The organism is uncultured Anaerovibrio sp. (genome assembly GCF_947302755.1).
Lineage (GTDB): Bacteria > Bacillota > Negativicutes > Selenomonadales > Selenomonadaceae > Anaerovibrio.
In genome coordinates this window covers 1-17,949 of sequence record NZ_CAMYWM010000044.1, presented here as the reverse complement: position 1 = coordinate 17,949, position 17,949 = coordinate 1, and the positions used below count along the sequence as shown (strand labels likewise).

17 protein-coding genes are annotated in these 17,949 nt (G+C 44.8%); 4 read left to right on the top strand and 13 right to left on the bottom strand.

Annotated features, from left to right (window positions below; genetic code table 11):
* Positions 1-139: 139 nt before the first annotated feature.
* Positions 140-877, bottom strand: coding sequence for a helix-turn-helix domain-containing protein (locus Q0Y54_RS06080; RefSeq protein WP_297965304.1), 738 nt, complete (start codon positions 875-877; stop codon positions 140-142).
* Between the two features lie 325 nt (positions 878-1,202).
* Here Q0Y54_RS06080 and Q0Y54_RS06075 point away from each other — a divergent pair, with 325 nt between their 5' ends.
* Positions 1,203-1,442 (top strand): hypothetical protein, encoded by a 240-nt coding sequence (locus tag Q0Y54_RS06075; RefSeq protein WP_297965302.1) that lies wholly within the window; start codon positions 1,203-1,205, stop codon positions 1,440-1,442.
* Positions 1,443-1,622: 180 nt separating this feature from the next.
* On the opposite strand, the gene Q0Y54_RS06070 is transcribed toward Q0Y54_RS06075, so the two are convergent.
* The 7 genes from Q0Y54_RS06070 to Q0Y54_RS06040 form a co-directional block, all read right to left on the bottom strand.
* The gene (locus Q0Y54_RS06070; protein WP_297965300.1) at positions 1,623-2,555 is read right to left on the bottom strand and encodes a M14 family metallopeptidase; all 933 of its coding nucleotides are present in this window, start codon (positions 2,553-2,555) and stop codon (positions 1,623-1,625) included.
* Positions 2,552-3,484: a M14 family metallopeptidase gene (locus tag Q0Y54_RS06065; protein WP_297965298.1), complete on the bottom strand. Its 933-nt coding sequence runs from the start codon at positions 3,482-3,484 to the stop codon at positions 2,552-2,554. Before Q0Y54_RS06065 ends, Q0Y54_RS06070 begins: the two co-directional genes overlap by 4 nt.
* Positions 3,481-4,257: a transglutaminase family protein gene (locus Q0Y54_RS06060; RefSeq protein WP_297965296.1), complete on the bottom strand. Its 777-nt coding sequence runs from the start codon at positions 4,255-4,257 to the stop codon at positions 3,481-3,483. The genes Q0Y54_RS06065 and Q0Y54_RS06060 overlap by 4 nt, the downstream gene beginning before the upstream one ends.
* A gap of 30 nt (positions 4,258-4,287) precedes the next feature.
* Positions 4,288-4,959: an alpha-E domain-containing protein gene (locus Q0Y54_RS06055; protein ID WP_297965293.1), complete on the bottom strand. Its 672-nt coding sequence runs from the start codon at positions 4,957-4,959 to the stop codon at positions 4,288-4,290.
* Positions 4,941-6,251, bottom strand: coding sequence for a circularly permuted type 2 ATP-grasp protein (locus Q0Y54_RS06050; RefSeq protein ID WP_297965291.1), 1,311 nt, complete (start codon positions 6,249-6,251; stop codon positions 4,941-4,943). The genes Q0Y54_RS06055 and Q0Y54_RS06050 overlap by 19 nt, the downstream gene beginning before the upstream one ends.
* Before the next feature lie 28 nt (positions 6,252-6,279).
* A complete protein-coding gene (locus tag Q0Y54_RS06045; protein WP_297965289.1) occupies positions 6,280-6,810 on the bottom strand; it encodes an addiction module toxin RelE in 531 nt (176 codons plus the stop codon).
* Positions 6,811-7,046: 236 nt separating this feature from the next.
* Positions 7,047-7,301 (bottom strand): hypothetical protein, encoded by a 255-nt coding sequence (locus tag Q0Y54_RS06040; RefSeq protein WP_297965287.1) that lies wholly within the window; start codon positions 7,299-7,301, stop codon positions 7,047-7,049.
* A gap of 47 nt (positions 7,302-7,348) precedes the next feature.
* Between Q0Y54_RS06040 and Q0Y54_RS06035 the strand changes: the two genes are divergently transcribed.
* The 3 genes from Q0Y54_RS06035 to Q0Y54_RS06025 all read left to right on the top strand — a co-directional run bounded on the left by Q0Y54_RS06035 (position 7,349) and on the right by Q0Y54_RS06025 (position 10,255).
* Positions 7,349-8,116 carry a hypothetical protein gene (locus Q0Y54_RS06035; protein ID WP_297965285.1) on the top strand — a complete coding sequence of 256 codons (768 nt, stop codon included), beginning with the start codon at positions 7,349-7,351 and terminating at the stop codon, positions 8,114-8,116.
* Positions 8,117-8,788: 672 nt separating this feature from the next.
* Positions 8,789-9,079, top strand: coding sequence for a helix-turn-helix transcriptional regulator (locus Q0Y54_RS06030; RefSeq protein ID WP_297965283.1), 291 nt, complete (start codon positions 8,789-8,791; stop codon positions 9,077-9,079).
* An 18-nt stretch (positions 9,080-9,097) separates the two neighbouring features.
* Positions 9,098-10,255 carry a HipA domain-containing protein gene (locus Q0Y54_RS06025; protein WP_297965280.1) on the top strand — a complete coding sequence of 386 codons (1,158 nt, stop codon included), beginning with the start codon at positions 9,098-9,100 and terminating at the stop codon, positions 10,253-10,255.
* Positions 10,256-10,363: 108 nt separating this feature from the next.
* On the opposite strand, the gene Q0Y54_RS06020 is transcribed toward Q0Y54_RS06025, so the two are convergent.
* The 5 genes from Q0Y54_RS06020 to Q0Y54_RS06000 all read right to left on the bottom strand — a co-directional run bounded on the left by Q0Y54_RS06020 (position 10,364) and on the right by Q0Y54_RS06000 (position 17,770).
* Positions 10,364-10,516 (bottom strand): recombinase family protein, encoded by a 153-nt coding sequence (locus tag Q0Y54_RS06020; protein ID WP_297965278.1) that lies wholly within the window; start codon positions 10,514-10,516, stop codon positions 10,364-10,366.
* A gap of 19 nt (positions 10,517-10,535) precedes the next feature.
* Positions 10,536-11,918: an ATP-binding protein gene (locus Q0Y54_RS06015; RefSeq protein ID WP_297965276.1), complete on the bottom strand. Its 1,383-nt coding sequence runs from the start codon at positions 11,916-11,918 to the stop codon at positions 10,536-10,538.
* 175 nt (positions 11,919-12,093) lie between these two features.
* Complete coding sequence (locus tag Q0Y54_RS06010) at positions 12,094-15,126, bottom strand: type I restriction endonuclease subunit R, EcoR124 family (protein WP_297965274.1); 3,033 nt, start codon at positions 15,124-15,126, stop codon at positions 12,094-12,096.
* A 355-nt stretch (positions 15,127-15,481) separates the two neighbouring features.
* On the bottom strand, positions 15,482-16,507 hold the full coding sequence (locus tag Q0Y54_RS06005) for a YhcG family protein (protein ID WP_297965272.1): 1,026 nt from the start codon (positions 16,505-16,507) through the stop codon (positions 15,482-15,484).
* Positions 16,508-16,528: 21 nt separating this feature from the next.
* Positions 16,529-17,770, bottom strand: a complete 1,242-nt coding sequence (locus tag Q0Y54_RS06000) for a restriction endonuclease subunit S (RefSeq protein ID WP_297965270.1) — start codon at positions 17,768-17,770, stop codon at positions 16,529-16,531.
* Positions 17,771-17,949: the final 179 nt, after the last annotated feature.

Below are 17,949 nucleotides of genomic sequence, written 5' to 3'. Positions count from 1 at the left end.
TGCCTCCTAAGCAGAGGGCCGTGGGTTCGACTCCCGCCATTCGCACCAGATGAAAGCAAGCCCCATGCGACTTCGCGAGATGTCGCATGGGGCTTTTTGTGTGCAAATATTTCTTTGACCCACATTTTTGAAAAGGCCATTACGTTTTTTCTGGCGCTTTTGATGATTGAATATAAGGCAAAATTTTTAATTTGTCATATGCCTGACTTAATATAGCTATACAATAGTTACACTCCGTGGCAAATATAGTTCCAGCACGTTTGCTTGAACATGAATCACTTAGTATTTGTATTTGTTCTTGATAGGATGGGAAATTCTTTTTCAAAATACCAGCAATTTTACTAATCAGCGCATTTGGAGGGTCTTCATCAGGAAGTCCATCTATTTCTTCTAATGCACAATGTATGTTTATTCTTTGTGAATCATATCCCTCAACATGTAATCTATGGGAGGCATATCGCCAGAAATTCAACGCATAGATAACATCTGCTCGTTCTTCCAATGTAAATCCGTTTCTAAATAAATGATAATTTTTGAAATCAAGAACTAAATGAGCAACATAATAAAAGTAAATTAAATCAGGCGTGTCTCGTAAATTTACATGATTTGCAATGTTTAGCAAGTAATCTTCAATTCTCTCTATAGTTGGAAGTGTATACTGTTCATTTGTTCTTCCAGTAAGCCAATCTAATGAAACTCCAAAGAAATCAGATATTTCTACCAAAGTGTTATATTGAGGCATAGTAGAACCTGTTTCCATATTACTTATGGAAACTTTGTTTTTTAACCCTAAAATATTTGCAAAAATTGTTGGAGATAAATCGTGTCTAGCTCTTAGCTTTCGTAAATTATCTGAAAAAGAATTATAAAAAAACATAAAATACTCCTTGCGGATAGGATAAAACAATCGTATAATGTTAAACAAAAGATAGGAATGCCCTATCTGATAATTAAAGGGCATAATCTATTCTTTTTGATTATAACATTTTTTATATTCGAAATGGAGGTTTTAGTATGGATAGTAGTGGAAAACGTAATTATTACACTGTGCGGGAAGTGCAAAAGATAGTATTCGATGGGAACATCAGCATTACTACGATTCACAATCTATTGAATAAGAACGAGATACCAAGTGTCAGGCTGTGTAGGAAGGTACTGATTCCGGCATGGTGGACGGAGCAGCAGATCCAAAAAGGTCGCGTATGGTGTTCACCCGATATATGCTTCTGGCAGTTTCCAAGCGAGACAATGAAGACGACAGAACGCTTGGCGAGCTGTTCTACATCATGATATCCGAAGTTGCCGACATAACATACCATGAATCCATGCAGATCATAGTGGAGGCTATACTGGCGACGGTTCAGGAGGAATTTCATATTGCCGATGCCCAAGTAGAAACCTTCTACGCGAAGTTTATGTCCAAGCTGCCGGAGTCCATGTAGCGCCTATTGCAGGTGGCCTGAGGATTTTATCTCTTGAGATATACGGTTTTCAAGGAGCCGTTAGTATTTTCTATGTGGGAAGTTTGAGTAAATAATATATAATATAGGACAAAAATATCAGCACAAAGAGGAGCTGCTCAGCAAGCAGCTCCTCTTTTGTCATCTGTATGATAGTGAAATTCAGCCGGGAATCAGCCGGAAGACGATGGTCTGGGCGGATATGATCTGGGCGTGGCGGGCGAAGAAGATAGTGCCCTTCTGGGGGGCGCGTATTTCTTCCAGCACCGTTGCCGTATAGGGATCGACGATGTTGGCCATGATTTCGCCAGCCTGTACCTGGCTTGAGGTGGGGCGGCAGTGTAGCAGGATGCCGCCGCAGATGTTCCTGATGGTGACGAGGTTTTTCTCACTGACGGCCTGGGTGGCTTCGCCTTCGGGTAGAGGTACGTCTTTCAGGAATCCGTGCCGGGTGAGGAAGCGCAGGATGCTGTCGGTAGCTTCCTGAGCGCTTTTCTCGTCTATGAAATCCGTGGCTTTGGTGTAAAGGGAAAAAGTGCGGGTTTCCCAGACCTGCCAGTTGTAGTTCAAAGTGGTTGTGTCGTAGGGCCGGGGCTTCCTGGTGATGAGGTAGGGCAGCCCGAAGTCCAGTCCTTCTGCATTTTCCTGCCAGCCCGTATCCATGATGCGGATATGGGGGATGAAATCTCCCGGCAGGTAAAGGCTGGTCAGGTGGATGCCGTAGGTATAGCCCTTCAGGGCCTCAAAGATGCGCCAGGCCAGCCGCTGGGTAGTTTCGCCCTTGTCATAGCCCGGGAACATGCGGTTGATATCCGTATTGTCCAGGGGCCAGAAACGCCGGCTGACATTCATGGAAAACTGTCCGGCGCAGGGAATGACCAAAAGGCCGCAGTCATCGATGATTTTCCCCTCTGCTTCCAGGCGGATGAGTTCCTGCACCAGTTTGGCAGCCGTATACATCTGCTGGAACTCATCGCCCCTGATGGCGCCCATGACCGCCAAGGTCTTTTCCTCTGAGCCGAAGAAATAGCCATAAACCGGGATGGGCTGGCGGTAGGGCTGGGCGTCGATGGTGAATAAGGTTTTTCTCTTCATAGGGCGCCTCCCAGGATCCTGGCAATCAGTGAGCCTTCATTGACCACGGGATATTCCCGCAGGGTGAAGATGAGGCCGCTGGCGGGGCTGTGCAGTTCCTCCCTGACGCCACCGCTCAGTGGGTCGGCGATAAGTCCCAGGAGCTGTCCCTCTTCCACCCTTTCTTCATGCCGTACCCGTGGAATGAAGATGCCCGAGGCATTGGCGTTGACAAAGGCCACGTTGCCGTCTGTGCTGACGATGGGAGGCGCTACCGGGGGACAGGGCTCCTCCAGCATGAAAAGCTGAGACATGACAGAGAGGATGCCCGTGATGAGCTGGTCGCCGTAACTTTTAGTGATTCTCATGCCCACCCCCATTTCCACTACGAGAGTGGGGGTGCCAAGGGAGTTGAGACTGTAGGCCAGAGTGCTTTCCAGCACCGTGGCTGCACTGTGTACCCAGAGGAAATTCAGGTTCAGGAACTTCGCCAGGGGAAGCAGCGTCTCGGCGCTTTGCTCATTGATGCGCACCTGGGGTATCTCCCGCAGGAAGATATTGCTGGCATGGATGTCAATACAGAGGTCAGCCCCGGCGATATCCTCGATGATGCCGCCAGCGATGTATTCGTACATGGTCTCCTCGCTGCTTCCGGGAAAGATTCTGTTCATGTCCAGGTCAAAGCCCGGCAGTCCCCGGTAAATGGTGCTGATGCCCAGTGGGTTCAAGGCAGGGTAGATGTCCACCGTGCCCCGCAGGAGCGGCTGCCTTTTCTTCAGCACTCTGGCCAGCTGCCAGGCTACATACTGGCCATCCAGCTCATCGCCATGGGTGCCGGTCACTATGGCCAGGCGCTTTTTTGGTTCTGCGCCCTCGATGCGGTTCTTCTGTATCCTCAGGGTCTCGCCCACAGGCAGGTGGGCAGACACCACTTCCTCTATCATGTTCATACCACCGTCACTTTCATGAATACAGTCTGCGTCTGGTCGGCTCCTCCTGTGAACATGCCCCGTTCCAGGGGACAGTCACTGTAATCCCGGCCCACGCAGAATTTCAGGTAGCTCTCATCTGCAGGGCAGTCACGGGTGGGGTCAAGGCCGTACCAGAGGCCGTCTTCCCAGACTTCAGCCCAGGCATGGCTGGCCCCTTCGCCTATGGGCAGGCCGCTGACATACCGGGCGGGAATCTTTGCCAGGCGGCAGAGGGCCAGGAGCACATGCACATAGTCCTGGCAGACTCCTATCCCTAATCGGAAGGCTTCCACTGCGGAGGTGGAGACATTGGTGTGGCCCGGCACGTAGGTGAAATGCTGATGAACCCGGGCAGAGAACAGCTGCGCCGTAGCCAGGGGGCTGTCCTTTTGGGGCAGGGTGGCAAAGAATTCTTCTATTTCCCTGGTGGGCTGGGTAAGGGGAGAGGGATAGAGATAAAAGGGAGCAGCCTCCGACTTTTTCCGCAGGGAATCGTCACGGTGGCCCCGGCCTTCCAAAGTGTAGCGGAAGACCTCATGCTTTTCCTCTATCCTGCCTGCGCAGTATGCATTGCCAAAGGCATCCTTCCCCCGGCTGGTTACGGCGCAGTGGGGCAGAAGAGTCAGGTTTTGCGTCTCGATTTGCTGCTCCGGGGCTTCGGCAGGGAGGCAGCGCAGGAGGAACTCATGTTCCGCGACAGGCTGGGAAAATTTCAGTTCGGTGTCAAAGTAAAAATCCAGAGAACGCCCCATGGCAGTTCGCCTCCTTTCTTTTTTAGGCAATCATAGTGAGAAAAGCTGCTCTGCAGCTGCCAGCAGCTTCTGCTTGTCTGAATCATTGTAGGGCTCGGACAGGTTTTCCAGCACCTGCAGGCAGCCGGGGCAGGCGGAAAGCCTGGCTCTTCTGGTGCGGTAGAGCAGGCGTCCCACTTCGGTGGGAACCCGTTCCAGTTGCCAGCCCAGGCGCAGGTACAGGCTCAGCCTTTCTATGCTGGCACCGCATTTGATGATGTTCCGCACTTCGATATCGGCAATGCAGTCATCATAGCAGCCCCGGAAGGCCATGATGTAGTCGATGGTGCGCTGCAGGGGCAGAGTGGGGGAGAGGCTGCCGACGCCGCTTTCCATGGCGGTTACAGCCAGCTCCAGGTAGGACAGGGTGCGGCTGCCGATGGTTTCCCGGAGCATCATGCCATTGCCTAGCATATTGTCTGCGGCGGTGCGCAGTGATTCTGGATTGGTGCCGTCAAAGACATAATCATGCAGGAATTCTTCCGTGCTGAGATAGGGGCAGGAGATTTCCAGGGCCCGGCAGAAGTCCTTGCAGTTCGGCGGCACGCCGTCAATCATCTTGTCGTACCAGTCCCAGAGATAGGTGAGAGTGGCAGCGACCCGTTCGTAGTAGCGTCCCAGCCAGAAGAGCCGGGAGGCTTTGCTCAGTGGCATAGAATCCATGTATCTTTGAAACCTCCTCCTTGTGACGAGTTGACAACGAAGCTGTCGGGATTGCGGGAAAAACGGGTTAGGCCGCTGGGCCAGACCACGGGGCTTTCTGCCGTGAGCACAAAGGCCCTGAGGTCTGCTTTGCGTTCGACTGTCGCTTCTCCTTCGGAAACCGGCAGGTCCTGGAAGTCTACTACTTCCTGGGCGATGAAGCGGCGGGGCGCAGCCGTGATGGCCTTTTTCAGTTCCTCCAGCTCTTCCTGAGTGAGGTTGCTGCCGAAGATGACGCCGTAGCCGCCGGCCTCTGCCACATCTTTGATGACCAGCTGGTGGGCATGGGACATGACATAGGCGAAATCCTCCGGGAAATAGGGCAGGTAAGTAGGGGCGTTATGCAGGATGGGCTCCTCTCCCAGATAATAGGAAATCATGCGGGGGACGAAGTAGTAAATGCCCTTGTCATCTGCTACGCCGTTGCCGGGGGCATTGATGATGGCCACGTTGCCTGCCATATAGGCATCCATGAGGTTTGGTATGCCTATGAGGGAGGAGGCTTCGAAGAACAGCGGGTCGAGATATTCATCGCTGACCCGGCGGTAAAGGGCTCCCACCTGAGTGGCGCCACAGCTGGTGCGGCAGTAGAGCCTGCGGTTTTCCACGAACAGGTCGCCGCTCTCAGCCAGCACAGCCCCCGCCTGTTCTGCCAGATAGGCATGCTCGAAGTAGGCGGCGTTGTACCTGCCGGGGGTGAAGATGACATTGATGCCTCCCGTGTTGACATGTTCCATGGTGTGCTTCAGGAGCTTGCCGTAGTCCCGGTTGTCCAGAACCCTGTGCTGCTGGAAGGTGGCGGGGCTGCAGCGGCGGCAGAGAGCCCTAGCTATCAGGGGATAGGAGGCCCCTGAGGGAATGCGCAGATTATCCTCCAGCACATACCACTCGCCATTTTTGCCCAGCACCAGGTCGATGCCGGAAATATGGCTGTAGCAGCCGTGGGGCGGGGTGATGCCCTCGCATTGGGCCAGATACCCCGGGGAACGGTAGACAAATTCCTCCGGCACTACCTGGTCTTTGATAATTTTCTTCTCATGGTAGATGTCGTAGAGAAAATTGTTCAGGGCCACCACCCGCTGGGCCAGGCCCTGCTCCAGCTGCCGGAATTCTTCTGCCCCGATCATGCGGGGATGGGGATCAAAGGGAAACAACCGTTCGTTGTAGCTGCCCTCCTTGTAAATCCCGAATTTCACGCCATAGCGGGCCAGTTGTTCATTTATTTCGTCTTTGTGTGCCAGCAATGCTTCCATGAATCTCCCTCCTCCCGGCGGTATTTTGTCAGGCCCTGGCCTTGGCACGTTCTTCCAGCAGCTGGGCCTTGTTATAGTCGTAGATTACTCCGTACTGCAGCCAGCTGTCGATGGAGTCGATGATGATTTCCATCATGACATGGGCGCTGAGCTCCAGATTGCTGATGGAGCAGATGAGAATCTGCTCACCGGTCTTGACATGCTGGAAGTGTATGTCAAGCTCGTAGGGATGTATGGCCAGGATGTAACAGTTGTCAGTGGCTGCCTCAGTCAGCTGCAGGATGCCAGGGGAGGCTTCACTGGCTGGTGCGAAGCCGAACTCCTGCAGGCGTTCCATCAGCACGGGCTTCACATTATGATGAAAGGCCTCATTGGCTTTGTCACGGTGTGCTTCCAGTTCGGAGAATAAAGGGAATGAGCGCATAATACCAATTCCTTTCTGGCGGGAAATTTCGGCAAGAAAAAAGGCGCCAGGCAGCTGGGGATATACCCCTGCTGCTGGACGCCCTTGTCCTGCTTTCGACAGATTTGCATCAATAACGTGTGCGTGTGAAAACATATTGTGAAATAACATTGTGAAGGAGAGAAAAAGCCCAAACGAATCATTACAATCCGTTTGGGCTCCATTGCCTCGCTATTGATGAGATAATTCTATCTTAGAAGTGTAACTTTGTCAACCGGGAGCGAGGAATATTTTTTATGGAGAGCTCAAACTTCCCACATAGAAAATACTAACGGCTCCTTGAAAACCGTATATCTCAAGAGATAAAATCCTCAGGCCACCTGCAATAGGCGCTACATGGACTCCGGCAGCTTGGACATAAACTTCGCGTAGAAGGTTTCTACTTGGGCATCGGCAATATGAAATTCCTCCTGAACCGTCGCCAGTATAGCCTCCACTATGATCTGCATGGATTCATGGTATGTTATGTCGGCAACTTCGGATATCATGATGTAGAACAGCTCGCCAAGCGTTCTGTCGTCTTCATTGTCTCGCTTGGAAACTGCCAGAAGCATATAGCGGGTGAACACCATTCTATCAGGAAACATACTTAAATCAGGAGCTTAACAAGAATACTATTTATAAGATTCAAAGTATGCTCCGTGAATACAAAATCTATGATGAAACAGACATTGAGAATGTCAATAAAATTTACTTTGATGAGGATGCCCGCAAGAATAACAAGACACAGGAGGCCATAACTAATACGCTCCTGCCGGTTCAGCGTAAATATAATGAGCTGAATCAGGAGCAGCGGTATCAGTTCCGTAAGATGTGCCGCAGCTTTGTGAAGTGGTATTCCTATATCTCACAGCTTGCGAGAATGTTCGATAAGGCAACTCATAAGGAATACATATTCTGTTCATATCTGGCCAAGGTTTTACCGAGTGACCCGGCTACACCCTTTGATTTGGATAACCGTGTCCGTCTGGAATACTATAATCTCAAAAAGACCTTTGAAGGCTCTATAGAACTGGTAAAGGAAAAGAAGGGTGAGTATGAGCCAGCAAAACCTAAACAGCCTGTAAAACAGACAGATACAGTAAGTCCGCTGGAAGAAGTAATTAACAAGATTAATGAGCAGTATGCTGGGGAAATAACCGAGGCAGATAAGGTTATGATATCCAATCTCCATGATAAATTGATCAAAGACAAGAAGCTCCAAACAGCTGCTGTTAATAACGGCCAGCAAATGTTTACAAATAATGTATTTCCTAATATCTTCAATAACACGGCCCAACAGGCTTATATTGAGAGTAAAGAAACCTATGAGCAGATGTTTAAGGACTCAGAGAAGTACCATGTAATAATGAACGCCCTAAGTGCGGTCCTGTTTAATGAATTTAGGCAGAATATGCGATAGCAAACGACAATTATGTTAAAATTAGCTAAAGGGGGTATAAAAAATGAGTAGAAAAGTGATGCTGTTGGTTCTTGTGGCAATGCTATCAATGATTGCGGTACAAAATGCTACCATACAAAGTGTAGATGCACGTTATACTGATAGTTTTCGTTTTAGATTTTGACCCCTATTTTGACCCACATTGAACCTTCATAATATATTATTTGTTTAAGAGATGTATAATATGAAAGAAATGAGTCTATATAATGGAAGAAAAATAACTAAAATATGAAATATACAAAATATTTTTCGAGCAAAACATCTCCTAAGCAGAGGGCCGTGGGTTCGACTCCCGCCATTCGCACCATATGAAAATAACCTCGAAGCTAGTATTTACGCTGGTTTCGAGGTTTTTGTTTTTCCTGGGTGCACTCAACAATCATATCTCCTTCAAGGCTATTTTTATCCTTTGCTTGTCCTGATGTGGCCACTCTGGCGTATTCGTAAGGTATGCTGCTTTGCCTACATTGAAAATACATCAATATTGTTGTATAATTACTACAATAAAAGTATAAGGATGCTGTTGCGTTTCTGCATATTTGCAAAAAACAGAAGGGCAAAGCTGAAAAGCAGGACTTGGAAAAAGCATTATCCAGAGCCAAAAAGGAAGGATTATTGTAAAGGGGTGGAAATATGTTAGTTAAAAGCAATCCTGTAGAGGAACGTAAAATTATAGCAGAACTTACCGCCAGTGATGAGGCTCTTATGAGGCAGCATAAGCTCTTTCAGGCAGAAATGCAATTCAAACAGGAGCTTATAAACAAGCGTAAAGCCTATTCTCTAACCCAGAAAGATATTAGTGAGCGTTCTGGGTTGTCTCAGCAGGCTATAAGCCGATTGGAAAAGGGGAATGGCGGAACAATAGAAACCATTATCAAATATTTGAGTGCTATGGGCTGCTCATTAACATTAAAAGAAATTTGATTTTTTTACATAATAATTGTGGTAACAATTATTGAAGGGAGGGCTTATATGAAAATAACTTTAATGTGCAAAGATATTCCCGTTTGCAGTTTTAATATAGATACCATTTCTGGTTGGATCCAAGATAAGATTGCCACAATTAATGTGGAATATTTGCCATTATCCGTTCAGTACAGTCATGATAGCACCTCTGCATTGAAAAATTGGATTGATAACCGTAGTGTTTCGGTACACCGCAAGGATTTGGCTGCTATGCTGAATGCCTATGGTGTAGAAACGCCTGCAGCAATTTCATTTAAGAATCTTGGCCTTAATCTTTCAGACCAGTACTGGTTCAAGCCTGAGGGCTTTGAACTGGACTGGGAAGCTGTGAATCTGTTTGAAAATGATTTCAAAAAGCAGAGTTTCAAATCAATAAAATTTGGTGAATCAAGTTATTCACCAGATAGCAGTTCAAACGGTGAACTGCCTAAGTTTTGGTGTATTGAAGACAACAAGCGTATTTTGTATAAAGAGGGGACTGCTCCATACGACCAACAGCCTTATAACGAGGTATTTGCTTCAAAGCTGCTGACAGAACTGGGGTTGTATCATGTAGACTATAAATTGGTTTATGATGATGAGGCAGAGCAGGCTTATTGTACCTGTGAGACGTTTATAACTCCGGATACTGAATATGTACCTGCGTTGGAAGTAAGAAGTGTCTTACCAAAACTGAACCATGAGGACACTTACCATCATTTTCTGAGGTGCATGGAAAAATTGGAGATAGTGGTGGAGCCAAAAGAAATTGATAATATGCTGGCATTTGATTATTTGATACATAATTCGGACCGTCACTATGGCAATTTCGGTTTTATCAGGGATGTAAATACACAAAAATTCAGCGGCATGGCTCCAGTATTTGATAACGGTAATAGCCTGTGGTATCAGAAAATCAATAAACAGATGAAATTCCGTAAGCAGCCTTCAAAGCCATTTAAGGAAACACAGGAGGAGCAGTTAAAGCTGATAAAGCACTCAAACCTTAAACTGGATAAACTGTCTCCTGATAAGGTGGATGCCTTGATAGATGAAGTATTCACCGCCAATCCGCTCTTTGATTTGGAGAGATTAGAGCAGTTGAAATACAATCTAAGGTACACAAGAAATAAAATTATAGAACATCAGAAATAATCTAATAAATCAAAGTAGCCGTCCGGCATAACACCGGACGGCTATTTAGCTCCAGCAACTTATTTTATACTGACTCTGAAATGGCTATGCTGACCGACCCGTAGGTGGTTAAATTACGCCGACGCTAATACCAATGGCGTTATAATACTCCTCTATTATTTCAGAAGCACCAGCAGCAATCAGTTTTTGCTTTTGGTCTTTGAGGCTGTTTCCATCCTTAGCTGGTCCCGATGTGGACACTCTGGCATATCCATAAATCATGCTATTTTGCCTCCACTAATTATCGATACATATCTACTAATGATATAAGATGATACCTTTCACCATCTATATTTTCATCAAATCCACTACGGGAAAAGAATCCAAATCTATAAAAGTTAATTTCCAACTCTTTTGCCTGCCACTCTTCTTCATGAACAACCTTCATACCAATTGGTTCTTGACGGTATTTGCATTCGTAAGAAATCATCCCATTTTCATCTTGTGTAACAACATCAAATTCACCATTTTTCCGCTTTAGTTTGTTATTGTATACATATCTGCCTATATCAGAAAATGGCGGTGTTATTTTCCCTGAAAGATTCTGACGTATCAAATACTCCTTGGCAACAAGCTCAAACTTTCTTGGAAAATAATTTATATTAAACAATGATTCTATCTTAGATTTAAAAAATACCTCTGGACTCATAGCACTTCTTGCAGTCGTTTCACGGAAAAGAAATGAATAATAAAAATCAAGGAGATTATCACATATCACATAACGCTGCTGCCTCCTATTAGCTCTGGCATTGATGGGGGAATCTTTTTCTATTAATCCCATACCTTCAAGTTTGCCAAGTGTATGACTAAGTTTTCCACTGCTTCCAGAAAAATCTCTGGAAATATCACTGTACCGTCCTACACCATTTGCTATTTTTTCTAAAACAAAATTAGCATTTTCTTCTTTTGAAAGCTCTGCTGTCAATTGCAGCCTAATTTCACTCTCCAACATTGACCCTTCTGGTATAAGTAGTTTTTGAATATTCTCCACCGGAGACAACCTGTCATCAAGCTGCATAAGATAGAATGGGACTCCACCAAAAACACTGTATATAAGTAATTTTTCCTCACAAGTTTTATCAGGGAAAAACTTTGCCGTATCATAATAATCAAATGGTTTCAGCTTTAATATTTCTGTAAATCTTCCAAATAATGGTGCCCTACTATCCACCAGCTTTTGCATAGTTTCAACATAAGAACCACACAATATCAATTTCAGACATGATTTGTGTTGCCATTCATCTATTGCAATTTGAAATTCGGAATCTATCCCCTCATCATCTCCACGCAAAAAAGGATACTCATCTATGAAAAGAACTATCTTCTGCTTTACTGCCTTACTATAGGCATATTCTAACAACTGGTCTATTTTTTCAAACCTAATAAAGGGCTCATTGAATGCTTTCGCTGCTGCTTGGCTCAGGCCAGACATATTCTGTCCAAATGATGACTTTCTACAGACGTAATGTATAACTGGAACACCAGCATCCTTCAGTGATTCCTTTATTAATTCACTTTTTCCTACACGTCTCCTACCATATATCAATAATGATTCAGAACTATTGCTATTCAGTCGATCTTTTATAATTTTTAATTCTCTTTGACGTCCAATAAACTGCACCATAATCCCTCTTTTTCCTTAAATCAAATTAAGTTAATTCAATTTAAGGAAATTGTATCATATTATTGTTATGGAGACAAATAAAAAATGTCTATTACTTATGACTGTAAGTAATAGACACCTGATTTTACTGTATTCCACTTTTAGTGTCAATACTGTAAATTAAGACACCGCTTCATCACTTATCTCTCAGCGGTCTTATATCCTTGATAAGCTCCACCGCAGCATCCTTGGCGGCCCTTTTATATTTCAGCTTGCTCACCCCATCGTGACTTTCCCGGTAGGCATCATAATCTATCTGCAGGGAGATGTTGTCACCATCCTGAAAAGTATTAATAACAGCAACCAAATCCTGGGGTTTGACGCACCATTCCTTGGAAAATTCCCTAATCTTCTTATTAATGGTTTTCTCAATACTGGTTTCAATGATTGTCAGCGCATCAAGGCCCTTGTATTTAATAGGGTCTTTTTTCATATCGTTCCAGAAGGTGCTGATAACACTTGCAAGGGCAGGATTGGCTTCGCCCAGCTTGGTGATATGCTCATCAATGGCTTCATCATGGATAGGCTCTGCTATCAGGTCATCCTCATCCGGCATATAGGTCTGGATAAGGGACACAATGTAGCGGTAATCAATGGTTACACTGCCAATATTCTGCAATTCATAGCCAATATCGATATTGATAACTGGCTCGTTCTCCTTGGGCTTCTTCAGTTCCTCAATGACATTCTTATATTTACCGCTGTAGTCATTAAGTTGCTCACGGTCAATGCCATAGTCGGAGAAATCCTTATCCTCCCACTCCTGATAGACCTGCAGCTCACCACTGAGCCGGTCTACCTTTTGGAAGGCCTTGGCGAATTTCTGCATGGCACTTACATCACCCTTGATACTTTCCACATCGGCCGGGGTGGCCGCTATCTGCCGAAGCTCCTTCAATGCCTCCTGAAAATCTTTTTCTATCTCAGCAAATGGTGGCGCACTTACTTCCTTGGTTCCACCATTACTGTAGAGTAAAAGGGCTCCATCCACCGCTGTCCGGAACTGGGCCGACCGCTGGAATACCACAATCATACCATAGAGCTTATTCTGGTCATAAATACGATTGGTTCTGGAGAAGGCCTGAATAATGTTCTGGGGAGCCATAGGCGGCCTGTCCACGAACAAAATAGCACAAGGCGGTGCATCAAAGCCAGTCAGAAGCCTGTCTACCACAATAACCAGGTCCAGCTGCTCCTTACGCTGCTTATACCGGCCCTTTTTCCGGGCCAGACGGTCATTTAGGTTGGTATTATATGCCTGAAGGCTGTCCAAGGCAAAATTGGTATCAAACATTTCGTTATAGTCCTTCAGGGCATCCTTCATAGCCTGCTGATTAACAATGGATTTATCGTCATTTTCCGTAACGGTATAGGTGATGGCAATCTTAGGGAAATCAACGCACTTTTCCTTTATGGTTGCAGAAACATTACCGCCAGCCACATACTCTTTAAAGAGCTTGTAATACTTCTGGGCAATATCGATGCTCTGCACCGTCAGAATGGCCTCATAGGCCTCCCCCTGGGGTGCATGAAGCCTGAATTTGCCGGCACATTTATTGATAATGTATTCCACTACTTCCCGGCGGTGATCATCAGAATCGTAAATATCTTCGCCACTGTTCTTGTAGTATGCAGATAATACCTCCTGCTCCCTTACCACCTTGTCGTGTACCTGAAGATTATCATAGCTGCCAACACCCAGCTTTTCCCCTACGGTGAGAATAGTATCCTCGGACAAGGAATCACGATAATCTATCTGGAAGCCAAGAACAGCCTTATTCTGCAAGGCTTCCTTGATGGTGTAATTGTGCAGGCATGGGCCATATAATGCCTCGGTGGTACGGGCCAAGTCCCCCTTGCGCTGCCTCTTGTTTTCATCAAAAATAGGTGTACCAGTAAAGCCATACCACAAGGACCCGGCAAAGAATTTCTTTAATTCTCGCTGAGTTTCCGGTGTCACAGTTCTGTGGCACTCATCCACCACAAAGGCAATTCTCATACTGCGCAGCTTCTTGGTGGTGGGAGAATCCTTCTTGGTCTCATTATTGTACCGCTTCATAACGATTTGCATTTTCTGAATAGTGGTTACAATAACAATTCTGTCCTTATTCTTCAGCTTTTGTAGAAGCTCATGGACATTATCTGTATCATCCACATCAATAATGTCATTTTCCGCATACGCCTTGAAGGATAAGGAGGTCTGCTGGTTCAAATCCTTACGGTCAATAAGAAATATGGTCTTGTCTATGCCAGGAATAAGAATAAGGTTCTTGGCCACGGTATAAGAGGTCAAGGTCTTTCCGGAGCCTGTTGTATGCCATATAAAGCCAGATTCCTGCCGTGAGGAAGCACCCTTGATTTCCTCGATGGCATGAACCTGATAAGGCCGAAGAAGTATCAGCTTTTTCCGCTCGGAATCTATTACGCTGTACATTCCCACCATTTCATGGGCCTCTGGAATTCGCAATACTTCCTTGGCAAATTCCAGGTAATTCTCCACTGGCTCATTCTTCTTATTTACCCAAGAGGTAAGGAATTTCTCATTTAGATTGGAGCCGGTATCAGCGGCAATGTATCTGGTATTGCTGCCATTACTTACCACAAACATCTGAACCATGCCAAATAAGCCACGGAACTTTCCCTCAAGACTGTATTTCTTAATCTGTCTGAAGGCATCCATGAATGGATGGTCCTGATTTTTCAGCTCAATATGAATCATAGGCAGGCCGTTGATCAATAGAGTAACATCAAAGCGGCGTTCCCTATCCTCATCATCCTGCTTTTCTGATACAAACTGGTTAATCACCTCATAGGAAGAACGGCCTCCGGCTATTTCCCGATTGCTGATAGCCATAAGATGAATGGAGCCCTTGGAGGCATCCTCCCTTGTAAGAGGAATAACCGCCTCACCATTTTCCCCGGCCAGCCAAAGAGCTGCCTTGTATGGAGATTTGGCCACATCTAGCATGAACTGCTGAATTTGATTAAATTCCCCATCAGTAATCGGCTCTCCATCCAGGGCCCCAATATTATTTTGATTCAGTTTTTCACGGAAATTGGCCCATAGATTGGCTTCATCAGTAATATCCTGGCGGTAAGTCCACTGGGACACATCCTCTGTAAGCTGTTTTATAAGGGCTTTTTCCATTGATGCTTCGCTCTGTGCCATAATAGTTACTCCGATACATTTTGAATTTATTGAATTACGACTTTATGTTTGGTATAATATTAACGGGTGCTGTTTGGCGGTTTATTGCCCTCTTTTAAGGGGGTGATGCCCATGAACGACAGTGTGATAGTGGTGTTACTATTGATTCTGCTCATAATCATGGAAACAAAAAATAACCGCTCCTAGCCGGCAAGCACGAGCGGTTATGATGTAAAATAAACATTTAGCGCGAGGGCAACCGCTAGGCGGCACCTTCTTTCTACGCTCATTATAGCATTTGCCTGATATATCAGCAAGTGCTATTTTTTTATTTGAGGAACATATTATTGGGGAAAAACATAATAGTTACCTCAAATTATTCCTTGGACTGTTCCAGCAGGGCCTGAAAATTCAATTCCCTTCTTAATTCCTCTTCTGTTGGCATGTATGATAAATATTTTGAAGCATATATTTGGGTTTGACTTTCATCACCTAATGTGTATTTGACCACTGCATCATTCTTTTCCGCACACAGAACAATACCTATTGGGTCATTATCCCCTTCCAGCTTCATATTATGCTTGTAATAATTTACGTACATCTGCATCTGTCCCATATCCTGATGCTTTACCTTCCCCAGCTTCAGGTCAATGAGAACGAAGCACTTTAATATGTAGTTGTAAAATACCAAATCTATATAGAAATGGTCACCATCGATATCAATATGCTTTTGTCTGGCCACAAAGGAGAAACCACGTCCTAGCTCCAACAAAAATTTCTGCAAATGTTCAATAATGCCCTGCTCAATATCCTTTTCATAGAATTCCGGTGATGACTTTAATTCCAAAAATTCCAGCACATAGGGGTCACGGATAAAGTCCTTGTATGGCGGCATATTATTGGCTACAGACTCTTTCTGCGTCAATTGGGGTAATTTTTCCTCTGTATTTTGATTAGAGACAGTACGCTGATAAGCAAAGGTGGTAATTTGCCGTTCCAGCTCCCTTGTACTCCAACCAGCGGCAGCACATTCCTTTTCATAATAGTTTCGTGCATCTATATTGTTGACCCTCATAAGTAATTTATAATGGGACCAGCTTAATTGCGAACACAGTGTGTTCGCATTTGGAAATGCACGAAAGAACTGTCTCATCATTTGTAGGTTCCGTAATGAATACGCTTTGCCAAATTCATTTGTGAGCTTGATTGACAAGTACTTTAGAATTTCCTTACCATAATCTGCTCTTTTTCCATCACAGGCATTATCCACCCGTTGGCCCACTTCCCAGTATATTTGCACCATACCGGCATTAACTGCTTTTTGGACCTTTTGCTGGACATATAATATACGCTGTCGAAGGTCCTCATAAATTCCCTGAGAAATAATTTCCAGTTCTTGCATTACTTCTACCTCCAGCAATAATTACTTATTCGGAAACATATTCTGTAACATGAATTTCTTAATTTCTTTAAGGCTATCTGACTTACGCTGATGAAGGGTGATAAGGTTTTCAAGGTTTGAGAAATACTCTCCTATTTTGTTTTGCTCATCGAGTGAAGGTGAATATTTCAAAGGTATTTCTGCTAAATCTCCAAGATAAATTCCAGGTTGTGCAGACATTGATTTTCGGCTTTCAATTTCCTTTTGAAATGTCGATGTTTGTATTTCTGTATATAAAAAATCTGATAAAATGTCTTCCTTTGGTCTTAAGAAAGCAACACTTCGTTGAAAAGTCAAACCATTAGAATCCTTTAATATAGCGGCTTCTCCTATGGAACCTACTATTGTAAGAAGAATATCCCCATTTTTCAGAGAGAAGTTAGAATGTATCTTTTCATATTCCTCTTGAGAAATCCTTCTATCAGTTTCGTCCCATTTTACAGTTCCATCTTTTATATTTTTTGCGCTCAAAAGTAATGGCCCATCAACGGCATCTGAATGAGTTCCATGAGTACCATCTTTTAAAAATGATAAAGATTCTCCCAACTTCCGCTGTTCCCAATCCCCAGTAAATCCAGCAAAGCGGATTTTCGGCACCTTCTCCCCCTGCTTAGGGAACATCTTCTGCAACATATACTTTTTTACCTGCTTTAGACTGTCACACTTACGCTGATGAAGGGTGATAAGGTTGTCGAAATCTCTAAATAGTCCAGCAATCTTCTTCTGTTCACCATATGGAGTTACATCCACAATAAATTCCTGCATCTCCGATGCAAGAATATGTTTAATAGTATTACCTGTTGTGATGTTTTCAATTTTCTTTTTTGACTTGGTTGTCTGATACTGATAATTCAAAAAATAAGGTTCTATTTCAACCTTCGGATTCCTGAACATAATGAGCGCATGAGCTGCTGAACAGTCCAGTTCCGCCGGGATTACAGCGGCATGCCCCACATGTCCAGACTGAACCATAACCATATCGCCAGTGTGTAGCCATTTATCTTTTTGCTTCTCATAAAACTCATCATTAATAAATACTTCGGTGTTATGGTTTATCTGTCCGTCCTTTATATTATTGGATTCTAAATAAAAATGCCCTTCTTCAACATAGTACGGAGTAGCTGTTCCTACAAAAGCATTTCCAATATCGTTGTATATGCTCGACAACTTCCGCTGTTCCCAATCCCCAGTAAATCCCTTAAATCTTATATTAGGTGTATTCATTCTTACACCTCCAAGGTTTTAATGAGCTTGTTCATAGATTGTTCTATTTCCGGGGTGCTGAAGGTCAGGTCTTTCATCATTTCCAGCAGCTCACTGCTGGTATTTTTTATGTCTGCATCAATATTCTCCATATCAGCAGTTACATCATCCAAATCTATTTCCGGCTCTGGTTCGCTGGT

Coding starts and splice junctions, on each gene's coding strand:
- Q0Y54_RS06015 (WP_297965276.1), bottom strand. CDS start 11,918: ATGGTGCAGTTTATTGGACGTCAAAGAGAATTAAAAATTATAAAAGAT.
- Q0Y54_RS06035 (WP_297965285.1), top strand. CDS start 7,349: ATGCTCCGTGAATACAAAATCTATGATGAAACAGACATTGAGAATGTC.
- Q0Y54_RS06075 (WP_297965302.1), top strand. CDS start 1,203: ATGGTGTTCACCCGATATATGCTTCTGGCAGTTTCCAAGCGAGACAAT.
- Q0Y54_RS06050 (WP_297965291.1), bottom strand. CDS start 6,251: ATGGAAGCATTGCTGGCACACAAAGACGAAATAAATGAACAACTGGCC.
- Q0Y54_RS06060 (WP_297965296.1), bottom strand. CDS start 4,257: ATGGGGCGTTCTCTGGATTTTTACTTTGACACCGAACTGAAATTTTCC.
- Q0Y54_RS06010 (WP_297965274.1), bottom strand. CDS start 15,126: ATGGCACAGAGCGAAGCATCAATGGAAAAAGCCCTTATAAAACAGCTT.
- Q0Y54_RS06055 (WP_297965293.1), bottom strand. CDS start 4,959: ATGGATTCTATGCCACTGAGCAAAGCCTCCCGGCTCTTCTGGCTGGGA.
- Q0Y54_RS06065 (WP_297965298.1), bottom strand. CDS start 3,484: ATGAACATGATAGAGGAAGTGGTGTCTGCCCACCTGCCTGTGGGCGAG.
- Q0Y54_RS06000 (WP_297965270.1), bottom strand. CDS start 17,770: ATGAATACACCTAATATAAGATTTAAGGGATTTACTGGGGATTGGGAA.
- Q0Y54_RS06030 (WP_297965283.1), top strand. CDS start 8,789: ATGTTAGTTAAAAGCAATCCTGTAGAGGAACGTAAAATTATAGCAGAA.
- Q0Y54_RS06020 (WP_297965278.1), bottom strand. CDS start 10,516: ATGATTTATGGATATGCCAGAGTGTCCACATCGGGACCAGCTAAGGAT.
- Q0Y54_RS06040 (WP_297965287.1), bottom strand. CDS start 7,301: ATGTTTCCTGATAGAATGGTGTTCACCCGCTATATGCTTCTGGCAGTT.
- Q0Y54_RS06045 (WP_297965289.1), bottom strand. CDS start 6,810: ATGTTTTCACACGCACACGTTATTGATGCAAATCTGTCGAAAGCAGGA.
- Q0Y54_RS06005 (WP_297965272.1), bottom strand. CDS start 16,507: ATGCAAGAACTGGAAATTATTTCTCAGGGAATTTATGAGGACCTTCGA.
- Q0Y54_RS06080 (WP_297965304.1), bottom strand. CDS start 877: ATGTTTTTTTATAATTCTTTTTCAGATAATTTACGAAAGCTAAGAGCT.
- Q0Y54_RS06070 (WP_297965300.1), bottom strand. CDS start 2,555: ATGAAGAGAAAAACCTTATTCACCATCGACGCCCAGCCCTACCGCCAG.